Consider the following 24,047-nt stretch of genomic DNA (forward strand, 5'->3'; position numbering starts at 1 on the left):
TGTCGCTTTGCGTCGGCACGCCGGTGCTGCCGATCGCCTATGAGTTCAAGACAAAGGAAGTGGCCAAGCGGATCGGCGTCGCCGACGTGCTGCTCGACATCGACACGGTGACGGTTGCGGAAGCAAGCGAGAAGCTCGGCAGATTTGCGGGAAACCTCGACCGCTATCGCCGGGCCAGCCTGCAGGCCGTGCTCGAAGAACATGCCTCGGCAATGTCAGCCACAAATCTGCTGGCGCCGCTGATCGACGGCCGCTCAGCGGATGTTGCGCGCGGCGTTGGACAGGGTGGTGAACAACGCGCGGCGCGACTGGGGAAGGGCAAGCATGAGAATGAGACCGATCCCGTAATTGAGGCCAACCGCCAGAAAGACCGCGAGCAGGTCTGACTGGCCGGTCAGCGACGCCGGCAGCCAGTGGTAGGTGAGCCAGGCGAGCAGGGATGAGGCAATGAAAAGCCCCTGCATGACCAGGAAGTCGGCGGCCGTCACCGGGCCGACGCGATGGACCAGCACGGCAAGCACCGGAACGCGCAGCACGTAGCCGCTGATGGCATAGGCCGCGGCAACGCCGACGGCGCCCCAGTGCAAGCCGACGATGAAGGCGGCGACGGTCGTCAGTGACGAATAAATGCCCCAATGGAACATGGTCTTCGTCTTGCCCTGACAGATGAATATCCAGCCTGTGGTGCTTGAGACGGACTGGATCAGGCTGGCGATGCCCAGCCAGGCGAAAATCGGCGCCACCGGCGCCCAACCCGGGCCGAAGAGAAGCCCCACCACCTGGTCGGAGGTCAGCGTCAGCGCCGCGATGCCGGGCATGGTAACGGCCGCCAGCATCCAGTTGGTCCGCACATAGATGTCGCGAAATCGAGCCTTGTCCTCATGGATGCGGCTGAGTAGCGGCACCATCACGCGTGTCAGCGGCTGGTTGATGTTCTGCAACGGGAACAGCAGCAGCTTGTAGGCACGGTCGTAATAGCCGAGTTCGATGGCGCCGGAATATTTTCCGATGAGAATGTTGTCGAGATTGCGCGAGAAGAAATTGGCGAGATTGAAGCCGGTCAGATTGGCACCGAACGACAATATGTCGGCATCGACTTTCAGATCGGGTCGTTGCGGCGTCCACCGCGCCACCTGCCAGGCGGCGGCAAGCGCGACAATCGCCGAAACAGCCGGGCCGATGACCAGCGACCAGTAGCCAAGCCCGGCATAGGCCGCGACCGTGGCCGCCAGAAGTCCGGCGGCGGCACTTATCACATCGTTCATTGCGAGCTGGCCGAATTGCAGGTGGCGATTCATCAACGCCAGCGGCACCGCGGCAAGACTGCCGAAGAGCAGCGGCAGAGCGGAGCCAAGGGTAATGCCGGACATGCGGTGATCGCCGTAGAATGCGGCGATGGCGGGCGCCAGGCCGGCCACCACCACGGCACTGCCCAGCCCGACCAGCGCACTGATCCAGAACACCTGGTTGAGCTGCTGGTCGCTGATGTCCTTGCGCTGAACCACTGCCTGCTGGAGGCCAAGGTTCTGAAGCAGTCCGACAAAGGCCACGATCGGCCCGACGGAAGCCACCAGGCCGAAATCCTCGGGAACGAGCAGACGGGCGAGCAAGATGACGGAGAGGAACTGGATCACCATCTTGAAGCCTTGCGCGCCGATGGTTACCAGCCCGCCACGCAGGGCGACACGACCGAACTGGGGGGGCGGGTTGGCATTCATGAACTGAACCTCGTTTCGCCAAGTTGGCTGGCGATCTGTGCGAAACGTTCGTTCAGCACATCTGCGTTGAAATCCGCCTCGATCTTCTTGCGCGCGGCAACGGCGATCTGCTCGCAGGCCTCAGGATTCTCGGCGATCCAGGAAAGTTTGCCGGCCAGCGCTGCACTATCCCGCTCGGGCGCGAGAAAGCCTGTCTTGTGATCCTCGATCAGTTCGGGAATCCCCGAGTGATAGGTGCTGACCACTGTCAGGCCGGTGGCCATCGCCTCCATCAGCGAAACCGGAATGCCCTCCAGATCGCCATCGCGTGCGGCGACGCTGGGCAGCAGGAACACATGGGCATCGCGCAGGCGCTGCTTGACTTCGCTGTGCGGCCGGGCCCCGAGAAAAGTCACTCTGTCGGCGATGCCGAGATTTGCGGCGATCCCCTGCAGCTCCCCCAGCAATTCTCCGCCGCCGATCACCGAATAGACCCAGTCGCGCCGCGGCAGGCTGGCGAGCGCGCGAAGCGCATATTCGATGCCCTTCTTTTCGGTCAGGCGGCAGACCGAGATGAAAGACAGCGTGGCCTGCTCCCATGACCGCCACCGATAGTCGATCTCACTTGGACGCACCCCCATATGGTGAACCACAATTTGCGCCGGCAGTGCCCCCACCTCGATCAAGGCATCCCGGAAAAATGCGTTCACCGGCAGCTGAAGAGCGCCCTTTTCGAACACAATCCTGTAGCGTGCGAGCGTGTTGTCATGCAGCGGCTCGCCGACATCGCGGCCGTGAAATATCGTCAGCAGAGGGGCGGAAATCCTGCCGCGCTTGATGGCGCGGGCGACGCGCATGCCGTTATTGCCAAAATGGGCAACGATCACGTCGGCGTTCTGCAATTTTCGCGCATAAGCGATGTCGATCGCGGTCGAGAGTTTATCCCAGAACCTGCCGGACCACCTCCTGAGCAGCGGGCGGTAGCGACCGAGGCCACCCCACCAGCACACGACCTTTCCAGGCAGCGCCTGCCAGCGCGCATCGTCGATATTGCTGTCCTTGCCAAAGGACGTCTCGTTGCAGACAACGCCGACCTCCATGCCGCGCTCAAGGCAGCCGGCTATCTGGTCAAGGACGAAAGTCTCGGACAGTGAGGGAAACTTGTCGACTACGAAGCAGATCTTCATCGGCAAGATGCGCTCGTGCGGCGATCCGGCGTGCCCCTGACAAAAGCCGGGCGGGAAACATCGTGCCCGAGGCACAAGACATGCAGCATGAAACTCTACCGCTGTTGGCCCACCCGCAGGGACATTAGTACAGGCCTTGCTGCACTGCAACATTTTTGCTGCAGCGTGGCGAGATTTCCCTCGACGCAGCGAGGATGCCGATCAGTCCCGAGGCGCAGTGTCAGCCGGCAGATGAAGGATCCACCAGGCCCTCGGCAACGCCTAGAGGCCTTGCAGGCTGAGGTGCAAGGCTTGGCGCGGCCAGTTGGGTAACGATCTGCGCAAAACGTTCATTCAGAACATCTGCGTTGAAGTCGTCCTCGACCTTGCGGCGTGCGGCAAGCGCGATGCGTTCGCATTCCTGCGGATGTTCGGCTGCCCAGGCAAGCTTGCCGGCAAGCACTGAAACGTCTCGCTCGGGCGCAAGCAACCCTGTCTCCCCATCCTCGATGAGCTCAGGGATTCCCGAGTGATGCGTGCTGACCGCAATCAACCCGGCGGCCATGGCCTCCATGAGCGCAACCGGAATGCCTTCCATGTCGCCGTCGCTGGCAGTGACGCTTGGCAGCAAAAAGAGATGCGCCATGCGAAGCCGTCTTTTCACCTCCATGTGGGGGAGGCTGCCAAGGAATGTTACGCGAGCGGTCAAGCCCAGCTCTGCGGCCAGCGTCTCCAGATCCGTCCGCAACGGACCGTCGCCGACAATGTCGTAGCGCCAGTCCAGCTGTGGATGGGACGCCGTCAGGGAGGCCAAGGCGCGCAAGGCGAACTCGACGCCTTTCTTCTCCACCAGGCGGCAAACCGTCGTCACGATCAGCTGGCTGCCTTCCCACGATTCCCAGCGATAGCTGACTTCGCGCGAATCAATTCCCATGTGGTGGACCGTGGTGTTGGCCTGGGACGCACCGGCTTCGAGCAACATCCTGCGGAAGAAATCATTGACCGGCAGGTTCAAGCTGCCGTGCTTGATGAGCCCGGCATATTGCGTTGCCAGCACTGCCTGTCGCGACGGGATCGCGACGTCTGCGCCGTGAAAGATGGTAATGATCGGCGGCTTGAGGGACTTCCATTTCTTCAGTGCGGCTGCTCTTTCGCCGTTCTGTCCGAAGTGGGCGACAATCACGTCACAGCGGTTCAGGCGGCGTGCAAAGACGATGTCGAGAACGGTCGAAGCCTTGTATCGCAGGCGCGGCGGCAACCGGCGTACAAAGGCGCTCAGTCCACCGGCCCATCGCCACCAATGCTGGGTTCTGGCGACCAGCGTCGCCATCGGCTCGCTTTGCCGGTCGATCCGGTCGTCACCTTTCGTCCTGTCGCACACGACCTCCACCTCGAAGCCCCGCGCCAGCAGCCCAGCCATCTGGTCCACGACAAAGGTTTCCGAAAGGAGAGGAAATTCGCCCACGACAAAGCCAACGCGCATGACCCGCCCAAAAGGTTGGGGCTTGGCTGGACCCCCAAGCGGTCCACATCGCACAAGCCCTAATGTAGACGGGCAGAATACACGTTGATTGCTGCGTTGCCACAAAAATGTTGCACCGCAGCAATCAAAAGTGATCCGGACCCGGCAACACCTGCAACCGGCTCAGGGGCTTGGCGAGACTTGCTGTCGCCCGGCGGCGTCAGCTGAATTTCAACGCGACACGTTTAGGCGGCGCGCTCCAGGCCGACACGCCTGGCGCTGTCGAGAACGTCCATGAACGTAGCAAACTGACGGCCTGGGTTCATTTGCGACCGCTCCGAAAACTCAAGCGCCGCCACCGACAGCCGCTTGTACTCGGCCTCGTCGCTCCACAACCGCCTGACCGCTGCGACCCAGTCGGCGAGCGGGGCGTCGTAGTCCAGGATCACGCCGCCAGAGCCGATCGCTTCCGGCAGACCGCCGCGCCGCGAGCCGACCACGGGAATGCCGCTGCAATGCGCTTCCGAGGCCACCCTGCCCCAGGCCTCTTCCCATTTGCTGGGCGCCAGCAGGATCTTGGTGCGGCCGTAGACCGTCTTCATGTCGCTGGTGCGGCCTTCCAGCTTGACGTTTTGTAGGGGAGAGATTGTTGCTTCGATCCGGGCCCGATGATCGTCGTCGAGCTTCCAGCTTTCGACGAACAGGAATGGGATCTCGGGACAGGCGGCGGCAATGCGCACTGCAAGGTCGAAGCCTTTTTCCTCATAGGGGTTGATGAGCGTGACAAACTCACCGGTCGTCGGTGTGCTGTAGAACGCGGGATTGATGGTCGGCGGAATGACCGTCGAATCGATGTCGAACCTTGCCTTGTAGGTGCGCGCGGTGAACTCGGAATTGGCGATATAGAGCGCCGATTGCAGTTCGCGCAGGTCACCGGCCAGTTCGTGGAATTCGACATTCCTCAGATAGACGACGACAGGCACGCCTTCGGCCTGCAGCGCTTTGCCGATCGGAACCGAGTTGTGGCATTGCACCACGGCGACATCCGGCCTCAGCTTTTCAACCGCGAAGCCGGCGGCTTCCCAGGGAAACCAAGCCCGCACCACCGGATAGCCCGGAAAATTGTCGATGACCGCGCGCTGACGCAGCAGCTTCATCTTGGCGCGCGCCCTGAAGCCGAACATGCCTTCGCCGAACAAAGCTGCCAGAACGGAAGCCTCGTGACCATTCTCGCGCAATTGTTCGACCAGATGGTGGGTGCTCGACTGAACGCCACCGCTGAATTGCGGCGTGTAGCCGGCGCCGCCTGCAAACAGAACTTTCATGAACCTGGCTCCTCGTTGTGCCCCCTGCCGTCAGGCCGCAACCCTGCCGATCGAGTGGTACTCTATGCCGTGGCGGGCGATGACCTTGGGGTCGTACAAATTGCGACCGTCGAAGATGATCGGCGTGGTCAGCGCATCCTTCAGCGCGTCGAAGGACGGCGCGCGGAAGCTCTTCCATTCGGTGGCGATCAGCAGCGCATCGGCGCCGCGCAGTGCCGCCTCCTTGGTCCCGCACAAAAGCAGGTCGTCGCGCAGCCCATAGATGGCCTGGCATTCCTGCATCGCCTCGGGGTCGAAGGCCTGCACATGGGCGCCGGCCTTCCACAGCGCTTCCATCAGGACGCGCGCCGGCGCCTCGCGCATGTCGTCGGTGTTGGGCTTGAAGGCCAGGCCCCACAAGGCGAAGGTCTTGCCTTTGAGATTGCCTTTGAAATAGCGGTTCACCTTGTCGAACAGCACCGACTTCTGCTCGTTGTTGCGCTCCTCGACGGCGCGCAGCAGCTTGGCGTCGAACTTGACGCCTTCGGCGGTCTTGATCAGGGCGCGCACGTCCTTGGGAAAGCACGAGCCGCCATAGCCAAGACCGGGGTAGATGAAGTGGTAGCCGATGCGCGGATCGCTGCCGATGCCCTTGCGCACCTCCTCGATGTCGGCGCCCAGTTGCTCGGCCAGATTGGCCATCTCGTTCATGAAACTGATCTTGGTCGCCAGCATGCAATTGGCCGCGTATTTGGTGAACTCGGCGCTGCGCACATCCATCACGATCATCTTTTCGTGGTTGCGGTTGAACGGCGCGTAGAGCTCGCGCATCACCGCCTCGGTGTCTTCGCTCTCGGTACCGACGATGATGCGGTCGGGCTTCATGCAATCGGCCACCGCGGAACCTTCCTTGAGGAACTCCGGATTGGAAGCCACGTCGAACGCCAGATCCTCGCGCCCGCGCGCCTTCAGCGTCTCGGCGATCTTGGCCTTTACTTTTTCGCAGGTGCCGACCGGCACGGTCGACTTGCCGACGACGATCTTGGGCTTGTCCATTTCCCGGCCGATGGTCTCGGCGACCGCCAGCACATATTTGAGATCGGCCGAGCCATCCTCGCCGGGTGGAGTGCCGACCGCGATCATCTGGATCTCGCCATGCTTGACCGCAGCCGCGGCATCGGTGGTGAACTTGATGCGGCCGGCGGCGTGGTTCTCCCTCACCAGGTTTTCGAGCCCGGGTTCGAAAATCGGCACGAGGCCCTGGTTGAGCCGCTCGACCTTGCCCGCATCGATATCGACACACACCACCTGGTGTCCGACTTCCGCCAGCACCGCGGCCTGCACGAGGCCGACATAGCCTATTCCAAAGACGGTCAAATTCATTCGGTTTGGTTCCTGTTCATAACCTTGAACCGTGTCTGGTCGACCGGTTCAGATGCTCTTTCATTTTATGCTGCATGCCAGCGATTCCGGGAACTGACAGGGCTCACCCAACGCCGTGAACGCGACGCGATCGACTTGCATCGTAACCTTGCGGCCCGGATCCGAAAAAGGACCCATCCAACTGGTTAGCGTATCACTGCCCCAGAGACTGAAGAAAATCTTTTGCGGATGGGTCGGCAGTTCCGCGGGGTTCGTCACTTCCTGGACAAGCTTGCCATTGACGTACCAGCGCAGCCGGTCCTTTTCCCAGACGAAGCCATAGTCGTTGAAGGCCTTGTCGGTGCCGCCCTCGACCTCGGCAAGCTTCTCGTTTTTCGGCTTGCCCAGAATGTAGCTGTTCACTTGAACCTTTGATGTGTCCTTGGTCAGCACCTCGAAGTCGATTTCATCCCAGGGCTGCTTGTCGGCGGGGCCGATGTAGGAAAAGAAGGCGGCGTTGAGGCCGGAGCCGGTGTCAGTCTTCAAGCGCGCCTCATAGACCCCGTAGCCGTAGCGCTTCTTGGTCTGGATCTCGCCGCAGGCAAACTCGCGATCCTTCAGCTTCCGCTTCTCGAAACCAAGCACCACCATGCCGTCGGATAGGCTGACCAGGCTTTTCGACCAGGTGCAGTTCTGATGAGCGCCGTTCGTCCAGCCGTCGGAAACGTACCACCGCTCGCGATCGAAACTGGTGAAATCATCGACGAATGATGGCGAGCTCGGCATATCCTGAGCGCGAGACGGGATGGGGCCTGCAACCAGGCTTGCGAGAGCGACCAGCAGAAACGCTGCACCCGAGCACAGTCGCCGCAGGGGGCCCTGCTGGATCTGCCGCCAGGCCGGCATACCATCGGCCATGGTGATCGAGGTCTTCTTCGGATCTGCGTTCATACCAAACTCACCTTTGCGTTGTGTGCCCCCAACCCAAAGTCTCCAGTTGACCCGCCTGCAAAGCGGGCCTCCCTTGATCCTCCGTGCCCCAAACTCCTTGTGTTTCCGTGCCAGATTTTGGCGTCCGGAGCGGACGCCGACACAGGACCTACACCGTCAAGCCGCGCCGGCACCGGTACGCTTGCCGAATTCGGCTTCCGCCGTTGAACCTTGCGGTCCGTTCTCGACGACCATCGCATCCAGCGAATGGCGCAGCTCCCTCATCAAGCTGTTCTGATGCGCCAGTGCGGCGATGCGCCGTTCGCAATTCAGGATCGAGTTCGTCAGTTCGCTGACCTCGGACGCCCTTGAGGAGGACGCCGAGCCATTCTCCATCGCCTCGACCAGAAAGGCCGCGTTGGTGGCCTTTGAGCGATAGCGATTCTCAAGCCCGGTCTTCTCCGCAGCGATCTCGGCGGCAATCTGATCGAACAGCCTTGCCAGGCGATCGAAGCGCGAGAGATCGGTCTGCCGGTCCCGGGCCGGGTCTCTTGACCTGAAGCCAAATATCGAAGCCATCCGGTTGGCCTTTCAAAATTGCTGCACCGCAACATACAGTGCCATCCCCAGGACAAGTAGGCAACCTCCCAGTTTCGGAAAGGCAATTTTTTCGACGTTGCGGCCACTGTCGCTGGCAACAGTGAGGCTACTTTTCCGCAGGCGCGCTGGTCCCGGCCATGAGGAAGCGCATGGGCTGCACCTGTTTCTGCGTCGTGGCAAAACCGGCGCGACGAAACAGCGCGTCCAACTTGTCGGAGGCCACGCCGCGAACGATGGGAATGAGGTTTGATTGACTGGCGAAGGCATAGGCCGCGGCCGACGCCAGACCGCGCTCGGCCTTGACGTCGAGGAAGTTGCGCAGCCGGTATTTGTCGCGCACATGCCGCTCGTGGCGTCTCAGCACAGCCTTCGAGCCTTCCGGCAAACTGCCGATCTCAAGCAGCGCCAAGTCCGCATCGGCCAGACGCTTCAAATCCTGCGTCTTGTGCCGGCCACTCAGCGAATCAGCGCGCACGATGGCGCCATAACCGCAGGAGCGGATGACCTTGAAACGCGCGCCGCGGGCGACCGCCCGCGCATAGAGCTCGTAGTCTTCGCCCAGGCGCAGGTTTTCGTCGTAGCGCAGCCCATGCCGGTCCAGGAAGGCCCTGGAGATGACCGGCTTGAGGAAACCCAGTTCGCCGCGCTGCACACGCCGGCTGGAGATGTTGCCTTCGATAAACTGTTCGAAGTCGAGGAACTCCGGATCGGCCGAAAAAGACGGGGCGACGATCTTCGAGACATCGGTGGCCGCATCGTCCCTGATCAACATGATGTTGTCGGCGGCGAAATCCCAGTCGGCGCTGGCAAACAGGTTGTGAAACCTGCCCTCGAGGAAGAAATCATCGGCGTCCAGAATGCTGATGAACGGCGACTTCGACCCGGCGATCGCGGCGTTGCGGGCAAAGGAGGGGCCTCGATTGATGTCGAGACGCATGACCGAAAGCCTGCCGCTGCCATCGTCGGCGGCGCGGGCCACTTTGGCGGTGTCATCGGTGGAGGCGTCGTCGACGACGACGACTTCCGCCACCTCCGGCTCGCGCAGCGCCGAGGCGATGGCGGCCGGAATTGTCCGGGCGGCATTGCGGGCGGCGATGATCACGCAGACCTGGGGTTCTGTCGGGGACATAGATTCACCTTTCGATTGCAAGTCGTTCCGTACCCCCATGCTCATTGACGTTGCGGCCGCTCGAAAAGACGCCGGCTGAGATCGGCGGACGCGGCCCAGCCGGCCTCGGTCAGATAGCGAACGGGTTCGCGACCGCACAGTTCCCACAGCACCGTGCGCCGCTGGGGCCATCGCAAGGACGACAGCCAGGGCGCAATGACCATGTGGAACAGATCTTCATTGCCAATGCGCGACAGAATGCGGGTGGCCCGCTCCGACAGAAGCGTGCCGGTGCCGCCAAGCAGTACGTCGGCGGCGCGCAGGCCGAGCAGCAGCGTGTCGGCCAGCCCCTGCTCCGCGGCGTAGTCGAGCACATTTTGCTGCTCGGCTTCGCTCAGGCGGCTGGCGCTGGCCCTGATATCGCAGACATAGCCTGCACAGGGTTCGCGATTGAAAAGCGCCTTGGCGACGCTGATGCAGGAAAGCAGCAAGGTGTCGGAAGCCGAGATGAAAGGCATGCTGGCGCCGGCGATGGCGACAGAGCGCTTGCGCCGCAGAAAGCCATCGGTATCGCGCGGACTCGGCGAACCGGGCTGCTGGAGCCGGTAGTGGAGATCGACGGTGGAGGGCTTTGGCCCGCTCTCGCGCACCATATGCTGCTCGCCCAGAAAGCGAACCCACCAGACGGAACGGGACTTGCCGGCGACCTCGTAGCCAATCGAGCGGAGCGCTTCACGGGCTTTGAAAAAACCGGTCGGCGACACCAGGATGTCGACATCCCCGGAAGGCTTCATGAAATGGTCGCCATAGAGCAAATGCTGCTGAAACGGACCCTTCAGGAAGACGAAATCGATATGCTTGTCGCGCAGCACCTTGTCGATCGCCATCGAGTCCATGATGCAGGACGAGTTCATCGAAACCGTGCGCCTGCGATAGGTGTCGAGCCATTCAAACAACCCGGGCGGCGCTTGGGCTGCCGGCGTGCGCGACAATGCCTTCAGAACGAAGGTTGCAACCTTGTTGAGCCTGGCGATGTCGGCGACGCTGGCAGCGGAGATGGCCGGCACAGACGTTGTGCCGGCGCTCGACCCCGAAGCGAAATAAAGCCTCAGGCACGCTTGCACATAGGCGAATTCATCGGCGCAGTCGGCGGCACGCAGTCTTTCGTAGGAACCTTCCTGCAAGGCCATGTTGCGCAAAGTCTCCGGAAAAATGTTAGCACGCGGTGTTATATTGCAACTGCGAAGGAAAGCATCGCCAAAATCGTTCCCGGCGTCCAGTTTTTCCTTCAGCGCACATTTCCTTGCAACCAGAGCGTTTACAGGCACAATCCCGTAGGCGGGCGGAAAGCGCGGCCAAAATCCCGACCGCTGTTGGGAGATGCAACCGCAAATCGGTCGGGATTTGCACTATTTTGGAGCATATTTCGAGTTGCTTAAAAAGTAATCACTTTTAGAGAAACATTTATCGTAATTAAATCAGGTGCTTATTTAGACGGCACAGATGCGCCGTTGAATTCGTTTGTGAGGCGTGGCTAGGATGTGACTGCCAACGGTTTGATCACTGTGGGAGGCAAGCGCAACCAACAATTGATTAACCGTTGGTAAATCAGGCTTGACTCATACACAACGCACATGCAGCTATTGCAATGCAGCATAGAACGCGCTGCCGGCACTCGACAGGCCGTTTCCAGTCCTTATTGGAGAGTAACATGGAACAGAATGTTGAAAAGCAAGAGTACGAAACGCCAAGCCTGACGGTTCATGGTTCTATTGAAACCATCACCCAGGGCGGCGGCGGCAATACGGCCATTGACGCGGCGTTCCCCGCGCACACGCCGATCAGCCAACTCACGTTCTCTTGAACTTACTTTCGTCTCAGAGTGACGACGTTGGGGCTCTGGACGCGAGTGATAATGGAGGGCCGGGGGACAAGATCACCCGGCCCTCTCCCTCCCCTGGAACTCCCGAAGCGTATTGTAACCGAGGTTTTAGGATGAGCTGGAATCCATCAGACGACGATCGCGTCAGCGCGACCGAGGATGCCGTAGCCTGCGAATTCGGCACCGGGCTGGCGATCCTCGACCTGAAGTCCAACATCTATTACAGCCTGAACAGCGTCGGAGCCTATATCTGGGAGCTGATCCAGGAGCCAAGGCCAATCTCTGAAATCCGTAGCGCCGTGCTCGCGCGCTACAATGTCGACCCCGCGCGCTGCAAGGCCGATGTCGACGGATTGCTGAAGGGCCTGGCCGATTCAGGACTTGCGAGGCTCCACCATGAGGAACTTGCCTAGGGTTCTCTCCCTCAGTGGTTCGGAAATGCTGTTTCTCGCCCGCTGCCTTCTGGTGGTCGCGGCAGTACGGCTGGGGCTGACACTGCTCTCCTACAATCACATTCGCCGCATGGTGACGCGGCTGGATGCGCAGCAGCCGGCCGGCATCGGCGATCTGCGGCGCGTCGCCTGGGGCGTGGCCGCAGCGGCTCGACTTGTCCCCTATGCCAGCTGCCTCACCCAGGCGCTTTCCGGGCAATATCTTCTTGCCCGCCAGGGCAACGCTTCCAAAATACGCATCGGCATCGAACGTGACACCGGCACGCAACTGAAAGCGCATGCCTGGCTGATGAGCGGCGACCAGATCGTGCTCGGCGGCTCGATCGACAGGTTCGCCCATCTCGTCGACCACGGTCAGTAGCCGATGAGCGGCGTCGCTGGAATTCTGCTCAGGCAGGGGCTCGCGCCGGCGGCAGCCGCGGCCGACATCCAGCAGATGCTTGCGCGCATGCATCACCGGGCTCGTGACGGCAGTTCGTGGTGGACCGACCCAAGCGTCGCTCTTGGCCACGCTTGGCTCAACACGACGGACGAAGCCGGCCCCGGCCCGCTGACCATGGGCGGCGGCAAACTGGCGATCACCGCCGACTGCCGGCTGGACAATCGCGACGAATTGCTGGCGAGACTGGGCATCAGGGACAACTCGGTTGCCGATGCCACATTGCTGATGCGTGCCTATCTGCGCTGGGGCGAGGCCTGTCCCGTGCATCTGCAAGGCGACTTCGCCTTCGCCATCTGGGACAGCGAACGCCAGACGCTGTTTTGCGCTCGCGATCATTTCGGGGTCAAACCCTTCTACTACCATTCGAGTGACCGGCGTTTCGTCTTTGCCTCGGAGATCGGGCCGATCCTCGGCGTCGACGGGGTCAGTGCGCGCGTCAGCGACCATCAGATATCAGGGTTTCTGGCCGGACTTCCGGACGATCCGCAGTCCACCCACTACAGCGAAATCTTCCGCTTGCCGGCCCGCCACAGTCTGACGGTCACGGGCAGCCAGGTGGTGCTGCGCCGGTACTGGCAGATCGAGCCGTCGCAAAGGCCGATGCGATCGGATGCCGCCGAGGAATTTCGCCATCTGTTTTCACAGTCGGTCCGCAACCGGATGCGGGGAACCTCGGCGGTCGGCGCGATGCTGAGCGGCGGCCTCGATTCTTCCTCGATCGCCTGCGTCGCCGGCCTGCAGAATGCCGCTGAGCGAAGGCCGCGACTGCCCACCTTCTCGTTGATCTTCGAGAAGGGCTCCTCGATGGATGAACGTCCCTTCATCGATGCCGTGCTGGAGCAGAAAAAGGTCGACGGGACGCTGATCGCCGTCGGCAACTACGCGCCGTTCGCGGAGTTCGACCGCATCCTGGAAGAGCAGGAAGGAACCTTCCTGGCGCCGGGCCTGTCGCTGACCCGCAGCATTTACAGGACTGCCGGGGCGAAGGGCATCAAGGTGCTGCTGGACGGCCATGGCGGCGACGAGGTCGTTTCGCAAGGCCATGGCCATCTGCACGAACTTGCCAATGCCGGCAAATGGATGGAGCTGTGGCGCGAGATGCGCGGCGCCGCCGACACCTATGGCGACGGCATGCTCGGCCTGTATTTCCAGTTCCTGACCATTTACGGGCCGGCATGGCGCATCGCCAAGCTCAGACATGCGGCAAACCGCATCCTCAACAGGATGCGCGCGCCGACGCCACGCGGTGGAAGCTGGCGCGATCTGATCAATCCGGACCTGGCCAGGCGAACCGACCTTGTCGAAAGATTTCACAGGGCGGGCTATATGCCGCCAAGCGTCAGTGCCAGCGAGTCCTTGACGCATCGCTGGATCCTTTCAAACGGCTATGTGCCGCATGCGTTCGAGGTTCTCGACAAGGCCGGAGCCAATTTCGGCGTCGAGCCACGCTATCCGTTCTGGGACAAGCCGCTGGTCGAGTTCTGCCTGGCATTGCCGGGTGAGGAAAAGCTGAATCGCGGCTTTGGCCGCTATGTGCTGCGCCGCGCCATGGAGGGCGTGTTGCCGGCTGCGGTTCAGTGGCGGCGCGACAAGATCGATTTCACCGCCAATCTCGTCAACGGCATGCTCGGCAACCACCGCGATCTCCTGGAGCAGGTGCTCGTCTCCGATGCCAGGCGCATCGCGCCCTATGTCAACCTGCCAGTGGTGACCGCCGCCTATGCGCGGCTGCTGCGCCAGCCGGACCAGGCAGCGCCGCTGGATGTCCAATATGTCTGGCGCTCGGCGTCGCTGTCGCTCTGGCTGCGTCAACTCCAGCACGGTGGGAGTCCCGCATGATGCCTCGCAACACACTGCTCGCCGCTGACCTACATGACCAGGTCCATCCGCAAGGCCAAGCAGTGAGACAACGTCGCTTCTACAAGGCCTACGGCCTGACGATCAGTTCGGACGTGGCGTTGCCCGAGCTGGAGCCGGCCGAGCCGGCTGAGGCCGACATCATGATCGCGGTGGGTCCGATCAACTTGCCAGCGCCTTCGCTCGAGGCCGGGACCGCTTTTCGGTTCGAGCCAGACTGGCAATATCTGGCATGGCCGGCGGTCGGCGCATTTCTGATCAGCGATGCCTGCCGGATCGACGTGGATCCGGCGCCGGGGATCGACGACCAATTGATCGCGTTTCCGCTGCTAGGACCGGTGCTGGCGCTGCTGCTGCATCAGCGGGGCCTGCTCGTCCTTCACGCCAGCGCCATTGCCGTCGGCGGCAAAAGCGCGATCTTCATGGGCGACAAGGGCGCCGGCAAATCAACCACGGCGAGCGCGATGATCCGTGCCGGGCATGGATTGCTCACCGACGATGTCGTGGCGCTCGATCTGGCCGCCGAGCCGATGATCGTTCCGGGCTTTCCGCAGCTCAAGCTGGCCGCCGATGCCGCCGCCGCCATCCCGATCCGGCAGGCGGAAGTGCGCCCGCAAGTGCATCCCGCGATCGACAAGACCCAGCATCGGCTGCATGGCGGATTTTCGAGCGACACGATACCGGTGACGAGGATCTACATCCTCGAGCGCGGCGAGAAGGCAGCGATATCGCCACTGCCGGGCCTTGGTGCCTTGCCGGCAATCATCAAGTTTTCCTACGTGACACGCTTCGGCCGCCCGGCCCTGGTCGGCGACTTCGCCGCAACGCATCTTCGTCAATGCGCCCGGCTGGCCGACCATGTCGGCGTGTGTCGCCTTGAAGTGCCGACCGGCCTCGATCGCATCGGCGAAGCCGTCGATCTGATCGAGAAGGATCTGGCGGCCGACAATCGGCGGCGGTGAGCAAAGCATGGCTGGATCCTCACCCTTTCGCCTGTCGCTGTTGCGGGAAGTCGCCGGGTTCGGCTCCGTAGTCGCTCGGATCGGCGGGCGGAGGGCCTGGACGGCATTGATCTTCCTGATCCTGGGAAGCCTGACCGAAGGCATCTCGATCCTGCTTCTTGTTCCTCTGCTGCATCTGGTGGGGCGGCCCGATCAGAATTTCGCGATCAAGCTGCCTGACAACGACATGGTGCGCTGGCTGGTGCCGGATGGGACGCTGCAATTGACGACGGTGCTTTGCATGCTCGTCGGGCTGGTCACGCTGCAAGCGGCTTTCAACCGCTTCAGATCCGTTTACATGGCCGGCCTTCTGCTCGATTTCATCAACCGCCTGCGCATGAACCTGTTCGAGAGCATCGGCAAGGCGCGCTGGGGGATATTCGCGCGCATGCGAAGTTCCGACCTCGACCATGCGCTGACCGGCGACATCGACCGCGTGCAGGCGGCGGCCTTCTCGCTGATGATGCTGGTGCAGATCGCCGTGCTTCTGGCCGGCTACCTCGTGGTCTCGCTGTTCATTTCGCCGATAATGACATCGGTCGCCATCGTGATCGGCGTGCTGACGTTTGTTGCGCTACGGCCGTTTCGAGCCCGGGCCACGGCATTCGGCCGGGTCCTGACGACCAATCGCCAGGAGCAATACCGCACGGTCTCGGAGTTTATCGGCGGCATCAAGGTGGCCAAGAGCCTGAACGTCGAGGCGAGCTATTTCGCGCAGCTCCAGTCGACGCTGGAACGGATGAAGACCGACAATATCAACTATGTGCGCAACAGCTCGATCGGCACCGCCCTGTTCCAGGTGGCCAGCGTCGTGGGCCTGAGCCTGTTCGTCTACATCGCGCTGGTTCGCTTCCACCTTTCGCTTGCCGAGATCGTCGTCCTGCTACTGGTTTTCATGCGCATTGCGCCGCGTTTCATGGACATGCAGACGCAGGCCCAGCAAGTTTTGATCAATTTGCCGGCCTACACCTCGATGCGCGACTTGCAGACGCGTTTCGACGCCGAGCGCGAGCCGGCGAATGCCGAGCCGCAGGCGAATGGAAAGCTGTCGCTCGACAAGGGTTTGAACATACGCAACGTCTCCTTCGCCTATGGCGACGGCACCGGCAAGCCGGTGGTGAGCGACATCACCTTCGGTCTTCCCGCCGGCAAGGTGACGGCGCTTATCGGCCCTTCGGGATCGGGCAAGAGTACGATCGCCGACATGCTGCTTGGCCTGCTCGAGCCGACGCAAGGCAGAATTCTTGCCGACGGCATCGAGATCAGTGCCGCCAATCGCCGGCGCTGGCGCGATCAGGTGGCGTATGTGCCGCAGGATGTGTTCCTGCTGCACGAAACGATCGCCGCCAATCTGCGCCTTGCCGCGCCACAGGCCAGCAATGACGATCTTTGGAAAGCACTTCGATCGGCGCATGCCGCGGAGTTTATCGAACGGCTCGAACACCAACTGGACACGGTGGTCGGCGACCGTGGCGTCCGGCTCTCGGGCGGTGAACGCCAGCGTATAGCGCTGGCGCGGGCGCTGCTTCGCAAGCCGTCTCTGCTCATCCTGGATGAAGCGACCAGCGCACTCGACTGGCAGAACCAGTCGTTGATCGCCAAGTCGATCGATGGGCTGCGCGGTTCGATGACGATCCTGACCATTGCGCACCGGCCATCGATGATCGCCTTCGCCGACTGGGTCGTGGCCATGGAAAACGGCCGGATCGTCGAGGTCGGGCAGTATCAGCGGCTGAAGGAAAAAGCCGGAAGCCGATTGTCCCAGATGCTTTCAGGCGAGCAATCCGAGCGGGAGCCGGCCGACGCGACCTGAGGTTGCTGCGCAGGCTTCGAGCAATATCAGTGAAGGCTTCGCCTTGCGGTGAATTTCTCGCCTTCGGTGGCTTTGTCCGCGCTCAGGTTTCTTTCGGCTTCACGGGCCTTGTCGGCCGACGTCGGCGCGCTCCTGGCAACCATGACGTAGACCATCAGGAAGTAGCCGACCTGAATGATGACCGCGCAGATGACAACGCGAATCAATGTTGTGGCAAGCGACGCGCCGTCGGCATAGGACCATGCCACCACGATCGCGAGGGCGAAAAGCATTCCGACGATGAATTTTGGCAGTGACATGACCGGCGGCCCGTCAACCAGCCCGAGCATGCAAAAACGACGACTTACCCACCCGAGTATCTCCCCATTCGCCATGCGGGCTTATCAGTTTGCCCGCTGTCGGCCGGTTGCTTCCGGCCTTCCCAACCTATCGAGACTCTAACAGAAATAATTTGCGACTCTATTAAGGCGGGAAACTGACGGCAAGGCCAGACGCAATTAATTTTGAATCGGCTTCCGGGTTGGACTCTGCCATGCTGCGATGCACACACAGGCATCATGGCCAACCTCGAGATATCGATCCTTCACTAGTAAAAGCCCCAATATTTACTAGTATTTTATGCGAATTGCCTTACACTTTGCACCACATTAGAGCCCCGTTATGTTTCTCGGCCAGCGTCGAAGAACGATTCGCCCAAAAATGGCCTTGAAAAGACACTAGATTTCCTGGTTTTGCTCATATATTGTCACAAACGTGCCGCAAAGGCGAAATTTTGTGCACGGCGCGTTTATTATTTAGTCAATTCATGACGCGACTATTTCAGCGGCATGGGAAATTGTGTGTTGCGCTGCAGCATTTTTTTGATATCTTGCCGTAAACCATTCGTTGAACGTATGGAGTTTACGGCATGAGGGATATCGCTAAGTCGGCCAATGCGGGCTTTTCGCAGGTCGGCATTGATTTTCCGCCACCAATCGGCGGTCTGCTCAAGCGCAGTTTTGATATTGTTGGTTCACTGGTCGGCTTGGTAGCGCTCAGCCCGCTGTTTGTGATGGTTGCGCTTTTGGTCAAGCTGTCCGACGGCGGCTCGATTTTCTACGGTCATAAGCGGATCGGCAGGGGAGGACGTATCTTCCCGTGCCTCAAGTTCCGCACCATGGTTCCGGACGGCGAAAGGGTGCTGGCCGCCTATCTTGCGGCCAATCCCGACGCCAATGCGGAATGGATGGCGACTCGCAAGCTGAAGAACGACCCGCGGGTCACCCGTGTCGGAGCCGTTCTGCGCAAGCTCAGCCTCGATGAATTGCCGCAGATCATCAACATCCTGCAGGGCGATATGAGCCTTGTCGGACCTCGTCCCGTGGTGCGCGACGAGCTTGAGATCTATGGCAGTGCCGCGGTCTACTATTTGAAGTCGCGCCCCGGCCTGACCGGGCTTTGGCAGGTCAGCGGACGCAACGACGTTTCCTATGACAGTCGCGTCGCGTTCGACCGCCACTATGTCGAGAACTGGTCGTTGTTCGAGGATGTTCGCATCATCATCAAGACCGTGCCTGCCGTGTGGATGTCGCGCGGATCCTACTGACCGGGCGGCAGCCGCCCTGAGCCGCCCATTCCGGTGCGGCGATGCCGACAGCAAGCTCATCGGGCGATGGGGCCAAAGCGGATCGGAAACGTTCAGTTGAAAACAGATATTCTCGACCTCTTGCGTACCGGCAATCCTGCCGGTCGTTTGGTGCCGGCCCGCCTCACGGCCGCCTGCCTCGCTTTGTCCCTCGCTTTCCCGCAGATGGCCGCAGCAGACGAATATCGTCTCGGCTCGCAGGACAAGCTCAATATCCGTGTCGCCGAATGGCAGACGGTCGAGGGCACGTTCCGCGACTGGACGGCTGTAAACGGAGAATACTCGGTCGGCCCCGCTGGAACCTTGTCGGTCCCGTTCGTGGGCGAACTGCCGGCAGCCGGCAAGACCACTTCGGAGATCGCGGCCGCGATCGGCCAGGCATTGCAGCGTAAGCTGGCGCTTGCGGACAAGCCGGAAGCGTCGGTCGAAATGGTGCAGTTCCGGCCGTTCTACATTTCAGGCGAGGTGCAGTCACCCGGCCAGTTTCCTTACGTGCCCGAGCTGACAGTGCTCAAGGCGATCAGCGTTGCCGGTGGCATAAGGCGCAATGCCGATTACGGCCCCCAGATCGGCAAAGACCTGGTCACCGCCAAGGGCAATTACGACATTTACGAGGACCAGCAGGTTCGCCTGCTTGTCAGGCGAGCCCGCATCGATGCCGACATCGCCGGCAAATTGAGCTTCGATGTGCCGAAGGAGATCGCAGACGATCCGCGGCTGCCGGCTATCGTCGCCGATGAAATGGCGATTCTGACGTCTGACCAGAACAAGCTGAAGCTGAAGTTGCAGGCGCTCGATGAGCTGAAGGGCGTTTTGCAGGCCGAAATCGAATCGCTGCAAAAGAAGATCGTCAATCAGCAGCGACAGGTCGACCTGGCCAAGCAGCAACTCGACAGCATTGGCCCGCTGGCGCAGAAGGGCTTGATCGTCAACACGCGCGTGCTGACTTCGGAGCAATCGATCGCCAATCTTCAGGGCCAGGTCCTGGACTATGAAACGGCCATCCTTACCGCCAAGCAGTCGATCAGCAAGGCGACGCAGGACGCCATCGATGCCCAGAACACCCAGAGTTCGAGCCTTGCCGCCGACCGCCAGCAGACCGAGACGGATCTGAACGAAGCCACGTTGAGGGTGGGCATGCAAAAAGGCCTGATGGCCGCGGCATCGGATCCCGCAACGACGGCTGCCATCACGAGCGGCGCAGAACCGACCTTCCTCTATTCGCTGATACGCATTGTCGACGGCAAGACGAGCGAGATCGCCGCCAAGGAGGACACTCCAGTGCTGCCGGGCGACGTGATCAAGGTCAAGCTGGCGCCGACAGCCAGCCAGTAGGCATGACAATGATCAGCCAGCAGGCATGACGATTGTCGGCCAGTAGGCAACGCCCGGCGTCATCGACGCCGGCCGGCAGGAACTGAGAAGGCAGCATCGAGTGCCGCCCAGCCGGGCGCAGGAGACCAGCTGTAGACCTCGCGCAGCGATCCGCTGATGAAGGCATAGAATGCAGCCGGCACCCCGCCACGTGTACCTCAATCTCGACGCGCTGCGTGGCGTGGCGGCGATCAGTGTGATGCTCTATCATTTCTCGCCGTTCATCACCGACGGCAAGGTGCTGCCCTCGAGCTATCTCGCGGTCGATCTGTTCTTTCTGCTGAGCGGGTTTGTCATCGCTCACGCCTATGACCGGAAGATCGAAACCGGGATGGGGTTCGGCACTTTCCTGCTGATCCGGCTGATCCGTCTCTATCCGCTTTACCTTGCCGGTACGCTGCTGGGCTTTTTCTATCTGCTGATCAAGAACCGGCTGATCCCTGCGGAGTACCTGCCGCTTTCGGACATCGCCGTCATGCTGACGACGGGCATGTTTTTCATTCCGCTTGTCGGCAGCGCCTATCACACGATCTTCCCGCTCAACCCCGCCTCCTGGTCGCTGTTCTTCGAGTTCATCGTCAACATCGCCTATTTCCTGCTGTTCTTCGCGCTGCCGAAAAGGCTGCTGACAGCGCTCATCGCCGGCAGCCTCGCGCTGCTGGTCGTGGCGGCGGCCGTGGCCGGCACGCTCGACTTCGGCATGACCGGACAAACCATCATCAGTGGCTTGCCGCGCGTGTGCTTCTCGTTCTTTCTCGGCGTGCTTTTGTGCCGATCGATCGGACGCTATCAGGGCAGGCTGGGCTTCCTGCAAACCGGCTACTTCGCCGAGATCGCGCTTGTGCTGACGCTGGTGATCTTTGCCATCGCGCCGCATGGCGCCTTGCGCCCGGTCTATGACCTGGCCTGCGTGGTGATCTTGTTTCCGATCATGGTCGTGGTTGGAGCGCTGGCGCCAACCCATGCGCGCGCCGCAAAGCTCTACAGCTGGCTCGGGCGGATCTCCTATCCGATCTATATCATTCACACGCCGCTGCTGATGATCATCGCGGGCGCCGGCAAGGCCGTGTCCATCGATCCGTTCGCGAACCACCCGTGGTTCGGCATCGTCATGGCCCTGGCCGTGATCGCCATCGGCGACATCGCTACGCGCCTCTATGACGAACCGGTGCGGCGGTTCCTGCAGCGGCAGATGCTGCGCTCGCGCGCCATCGCCTGAGCGCTGCCCCGTCCCTATCTCATTGCGTGCGTTCAGCCATTTTCGGTTTCGGTTCCTGGATGGCAATCCAGGACCGTTGCGGCAGCACCGCCGGCACTTCGCGCAACTTGAACAGGCTGTAGTAGACGACGAATGACGCGGTGAAATAGGGGCCGAGGATTTCGACCTCGAAGAAGGAGCGGAGCAGCATCAAGCCCGCCGCCCCGGCAAGGACCACCGAATCAGCCCGCCAGTCGCGAAAGATTACGGACGACACGTGTCCATAGAAGGACCGCAGGATGACCAAAGCGATCAGCGTCACGCCGACAAAACCGAGTTCGACCAACGTCTCGATATAGGTGTTGTGGAAGTGGAAGCCGGTGCGGGTCGAGATGTAGAACTCGGCCCACAGCCGTTCAGCCTCGGCGAAGCCCTGCACCCAATAGGCGGCATAGCCATAGCCGAGGATGGGGAATTGCTGGGCGGCTTGCCAGCCCTGCTCCCAGAGATAGGTTCGCCCGGTGAGCGTCGAATCCTTGCCGAAGATGCCGAGCACGAAATCCAGCAGACCAAGGTTCAGGGCGGCAAAGACTGCCCCGACCAGCGTGCAGGTACCGACCGCGAACAGCACCCGTCGGTAGCGGCGCGACAGCACCTTGCTCATCGAGAGCAGGATGACGACCGCCAGCGCCGCCGGCAGCGACGCCACCGAGGTGGCGGAATGCGCAATGGCCAGCATATAGACCGAAAGCAGGCCTATCGGCGCCGTCCAGACCAGACTTGGCCAGCCACGCCGGTAAAAGACGACGAAAACGAAACAGAGATAGATGCCGAGCGACGAGAAGAAGCCGACCTGGTTCTTGGAGCCGAAAGCACCGACGAAATTGAAGGTTCCGTCGAGAACGTCCTCGGCGTAGTTGCCGACTTTGAGCGAATAGAGCAGGACGACAAAAATCCCGATTAGCGAGCCCACCACCAATGTTCGGACGCTGACCGTGCGCGCGGCGATGTAGGCACACAAGATATGCGAGAAGTACTGAAGTCCCGCTCGCGCGGTGATGCCTGGCGCATGCGACCAGAAGACCGACAAGCAGATATAGGCCGCGAATGTCAGCGGCAGCCAAGCGTCGGAGAGATGGCGCAGAAACCGCCGGTAATCCACAAGGATGAGCGGCAGCCAGACCGCATAATAGGCCAGGATCAGGATCGGGCCGAAATTGGTGGAATAGGCGAAGGCAAAAACCGAAACAGCAACAGCGAAGCTGCCATAGACGGCGTTCTTTTCCGGTTCCACCAGCAAGGATTTTGGAATCTTCATATCTGTATCGGATTTCTCATCCACGCAGCCTTTCAATCGGGCGCAAGCGCCGATCGGCGATTTATCCGCGAGATGCCGGCACGGCGGGCATCTATTGTGCAGTGCAATATGACTTATCGTCCTATTGCCTGCCGCTCAACGACAAAAGTGTCACGGGCAAATGTGTCAGTAGCCGGGACCATGCACCACAGGAATGGCGCGAATGCGGCTCGCCTGGCACAAAAAGGTCAGTTCGCTGCCGCGTCACCGACGGATGCCGAATCGACCTGTCCGCCATCATGGCGTTTGCTGTCATCAATGAGATGAATACAATATGCGAAAAGTGATCCGCATATGCTGGCTGGAGGGAACGGATGGATAAACCTCGAATCTTCCTGGGTTCGTCGGGAAAGCAGCAGAAGCTGCTTCAGGCGCTGACACGCGGGCTCGACGACGTTGCGCATGTGGAACCCTGGACGACATCCTTCAATCCCGGGACCTCCACCCTGGAGCGCCTCCTCGAGCTCACGCGTGAGGTCGACTTTGCCGCTTTCCTGTTTGCCCAGGACGACTGGACGAGCGCGAGCGTGCCGGCATCGGCGGCGCCGGTCTCCGCTCAAGCGTCTCCACGCGACAATGTGGTCTTCGAAGCCGGTCTTTTCGGCGGAGTCCTCGGAATGCGCCGAACGTTTATCCTGCATGCGAACGGCTCCAAGCTGCCAAGCGATCTCCTCGGCCTGACCTCGGTCCGGTATGGCGACGCGACGACTGCCGCGGAGATGAGGGTGGTCAACCAGAAGCTGCGCAAGGCAATCGAGAACGAGAGCCGCGTCGCTCGTATCGAGGGCCTTTGGTGGCAGTTTTCCCTGTCGGAGCGCACGGCCAAGGAGCCATCCGCCGTGAGCCTTTTGCGGATCTCGCGAGACCGTGACGGTGCGCTGGAGCTCACCGGTCGCTCATGGCAGGAGAGCGGCAGTCTATCAGCCAGATACTGGAGCGAAGCGACGAAGGAGAGAAAGCAGACTCCCGGCATCTTCTACTACTGGAACGGAGAGCGGCCGATGGACGCGAATGCGCCGCAGCTGCACGGAACCGGGGAGATCCTGCTTGAGTCCGCCGAGCGCGCATCAGGCTACTTCACGACGCGAGCCGAAACAAACCCGGAGCTGAATGCGCGCACCTCCGGTGTCTATCTGCGCGCCGATCCCGAAGACCTGGCTATTCTGGACGGGCGCGACAATCAGCGGCGAGTGGAGCTGATCGCCGAGCGGCTGAGCGATTGGAAATCGATCGCCTGAGAATTCCGTGCGTTTGGGGACCCTGGCGCTTCGCCTGAGCCATAGACCCAGCGCCGTATGGAGAGATGTCGCCAAGAGCGCCTCTCGATCGCTGGCCCACCAGTATCCCGTTTGGCGGCTCCAATCCCGCCTTGAACTTGTCCGCACGTGACTTCACAGTCGCCGCCGATCGGGAGGATG

General features: G+C 61.3%; 21 protein-coding genes. 10 read left to right on the top strand and 11 right to left on the bottom strand.

The features are described from left to right. Positions 1 to 254 precede the first annotated feature (254 nt). From AC1DXN_RS09575 to AC1DXN_RS09615, 9 genes are all read right to left on the bottom strand, one after another. Positions 255 to 1,718 (bottom strand): lipopolysaccharide biosynthesis protein, encoded by a 1,464-nt coding sequence (locus AC1DXN_RS09575; protein WP_477275729.1) that lies wholly within the window; start codon positions 1,716 to 1,718, stop codon positions 255 to 257. Next, positions 1,715 to 2,884, bottom strand: a complete 1,170-nt coding sequence (locus AC1DXN_RS09580; RefSeq protein WP_477275949.1) for a glycosyltransferase — start codon at positions 2,882 to 2,884, stop codon at positions 1,715 to 1,717. The genes AC1DXN_RS09575 and AC1DXN_RS09580 overlap by 4 nt, the downstream gene beginning before the upstream one ends. 220 nt (positions 2,885 to 3,104) lie before the next feature. Beyond that, on the bottom strand, positions 3,105 to 4,346 hold the full coding sequence (locus tag AC1DXN_RS09585) for a glycosyltransferase (RefSeq protein WP_477275731.1): 1,242 nt from the start codon (positions 4,344 to 4,346) through the stop codon (positions 3,105 to 3,107). A 224-nt stretch (positions 4,347 to 4,570) separates the two neighbouring features. Beyond that, complete coding sequence (locus AC1DXN_RS09590; protein ID WP_477241188.1) at positions 4,571 to 5,650, bottom strand: glycosyltransferase; 1,080 nt, start codon at positions 5,648 to 5,650, stop codon at positions 4,571 to 4,573. 30 nt (positions 5,651 to 5,680) lie between these two features. Further along, a complete protein-coding gene (locus AC1DXN_RS09595; protein ID WP_477241186.1) occupies positions 5,681 to 7,012 on the bottom strand; it encodes a UDP-glucose dehydrogenase family protein in 1,332 nt (443 codons plus the stop codon). Between the two features lie 60 nt (positions 7,013 to 7,072). Then, positions 7,073 to 7,942, bottom strand: coding sequence for an endo-1,3-1,4-beta-glycanase ExoK (exoK, locus tag AC1DXN_RS09600; protein WP_477241184.1), 870 nt, complete (start codon positions 7,940 to 7,942; stop codon positions 7,073 to 7,075). A 156-nt stretch (positions 7,943 to 8,098) separates the two neighbouring features. Continuing rightward, positions 8,099 to 8,500, bottom strand: coding sequence for a hypothetical protein (locus AC1DXN_RS09605; protein WP_477275733.1), 402 nt, complete (start codon positions 8,498 to 8,500; stop codon positions 8,099 to 8,101). A 127-nt stretch (positions 8,501 to 8,627) separates the two neighbouring features. After that, entirely contained in the window at positions 8,628 to 9,650 is a 1,023-nt protein-coding gene (locus tag AC1DXN_RS09610) for a glycosyltransferase family 2 protein (RefSeq protein ID WP_477241180.1), read from the bottom strand. Positions 9,651 to 9,691: 41 nt separating this feature from the next. Beyond that, positions 9,692 to 10,819: a nucleotidyltransferase family protein gene (locus AC1DXN_RS09615; RefSeq protein WP_477275735.1), complete on the bottom strand. Its 1,128-nt coding sequence runs from the start codon at positions 10,817 to 10,819 to the stop codon at positions 9,692 to 9,694. A gap of 521 nt (positions 10,820 to 11,340) precedes the next feature. Between AC1DXN_RS09615 and AC1DXN_RS09620 the strand changes: the two genes are divergently transcribed. The 6 genes from AC1DXN_RS09620 to AC1DXN_RS09645 all read left to right on the top strand — a co-directional run bounded on the left by AC1DXN_RS09620 (position 11,341) and on the right by AC1DXN_RS09645 (position 17,076). Then, entirely contained in the window at positions 11,341 to 11,493 is a 153-nt protein-coding gene (locus AC1DXN_RS09620) for a lasso peptide (RefSeq protein ID WP_477241176.1), read from the top strand. 131 nt (positions 11,494 to 11,624) lie between these two features. Next, a complete protein-coding gene (locus AC1DXN_RS09625; protein ID WP_477275737.1) occupies positions 11,625 to 11,924 on the top strand; it encodes a PqqD family protein in 300 nt (99 codons plus the stop codon). After that, positions 11,908 to 12,324: a lasso peptide biosynthesis B2 protein gene (locus tag AC1DXN_RS09630; RefSeq protein ID WP_477275739.1), complete on the top strand. Its 417-nt coding sequence runs from the start codon at positions 11,908 to 11,910 to the stop codon at positions 12,322 to 12,324. The genes AC1DXN_RS09625 and AC1DXN_RS09630 overlap by 17 nt, the downstream gene beginning before the upstream one ends. Before the next feature lie 3 nt (positions 12,325 to 12,327). Further along, positions 12,328 to 14,244 carry a lasso peptide isopeptide bond-forming cyclase gene (locus AC1DXN_RS09635; RefSeq protein WP_477275741.1) on the top strand — a complete coding sequence of 639 codons (1,917 nt, stop codon included), beginning with the start codon at positions 12,328 to 12,330 and terminating at the stop codon, positions 14,242 to 14,244. After that, a complete protein-coding gene (locus AC1DXN_RS09640) occupies positions 14,241 to 15,224 on the top strand; it encodes a phosphoenolpyruvate carboxykinase (ATP) (RefSeq protein ID WP_477275743.1) in 984 nt (327 codons plus the stop codon). Before AC1DXN_RS09635 ends, AC1DXN_RS09640 begins: the two co-directional genes overlap by 4 nt. A gap of 7 nt (positions 15,225 to 15,231) precedes the next feature. Then, positions 15,232 to 17,076 (top strand): ABC transporter ATP-binding protein, encoded by a 1,845-nt coding sequence (locus AC1DXN_RS09645; protein ID WP_477275745.1) that lies wholly within the window; start codon positions 15,232 to 15,234, stop codon positions 17,074 to 17,076. A 26-nt stretch (positions 17,077 to 17,102) separates the two neighbouring features. Here AC1DXN_RS09645 and AC1DXN_RS09650 read toward each other — a convergent pair whose 3' ends face one another. After that, on the bottom strand, positions 17,103 to 17,450 hold the full coding sequence (locus tag AC1DXN_RS09650; RefSeq protein WP_477241164.1) for an exopolysaccharide production repressor protein: 348 nt from the start codon (positions 17,448 to 17,450) through the stop codon (positions 17,103 to 17,105). A 533-nt stretch (positions 17,451 to 17,983) separates the two neighbouring features. Here AC1DXN_RS09650 and AC1DXN_RS09655 point away from each other — a divergent pair. From AC1DXN_RS09655 to AC1DXN_RS09665, 3 genes are all read left to right on the top strand, one after another. Then, a complete protein-coding gene (locus AC1DXN_RS09655) occupies positions 17,984 to 18,661 on the top strand; it encodes a sugar transferase (RefSeq protein ID WP_477275747.1) in 678 nt (225 codons plus the stop codon). Positions 18,662 to 18,865: 204 nt separating this feature from the next. Then, positions 18,866 to 20,035 carry a polysaccharide biosynthesis/export family protein gene (locus AC1DXN_RS09660; protein ID WP_477275951.1) on the top strand — a complete coding sequence of 390 codons (1,170 nt, stop codon included), beginning with the start codon at positions 18,866 to 18,868 and terminating at the stop codon, positions 20,033 to 20,035. Positions 20,036 to 20,204: 169 nt separating this feature from the next. Further along, on the top strand, positions 20,205 to 21,293 hold the full coding sequence (locus AC1DXN_RS09665) for an acyltransferase family protein (protein ID WP_477275749.1): 1,089 nt from the start codon (positions 20,205 to 20,207) through the stop codon (positions 21,291 to 21,293). A 19-nt stretch (positions 21,294 to 21,312) separates the two neighbouring features. Here AC1DXN_RS09665 and AC1DXN_RS09670 read toward each other — a convergent pair whose 3' ends face one another. Continuing rightward, positions 21,313 to 22,590: an O-antigen ligase family protein gene (locus AC1DXN_RS09670; protein ID WP_477275751.1), complete on the bottom strand. Its 1,278-nt coding sequence runs from the start codon at positions 22,588 to 22,590 to the stop codon at positions 21,313 to 21,315. A 353-nt stretch (positions 22,591 to 22,943) separates the two neighbouring features. Here AC1DXN_RS09670 and AC1DXN_RS09675 point away from each other — a divergent pair, with 353 nt between their 5' ends. Beyond that, positions 22,944 to 23,867 (top strand): TIR domain-containing protein, encoded by a 924-nt coding sequence (locus tag AC1DXN_RS09675; RefSeq protein ID WP_477275753.1) that lies wholly within the window; start codon positions 22,944 to 22,946, stop codon positions 23,865 to 23,867. Positions 23,868 to 24,047 lie beyond the last annotated feature (180 nt).

Source organism: Mesorhizobium sp. P2_H9 (genome assembly GCF_056403215.1).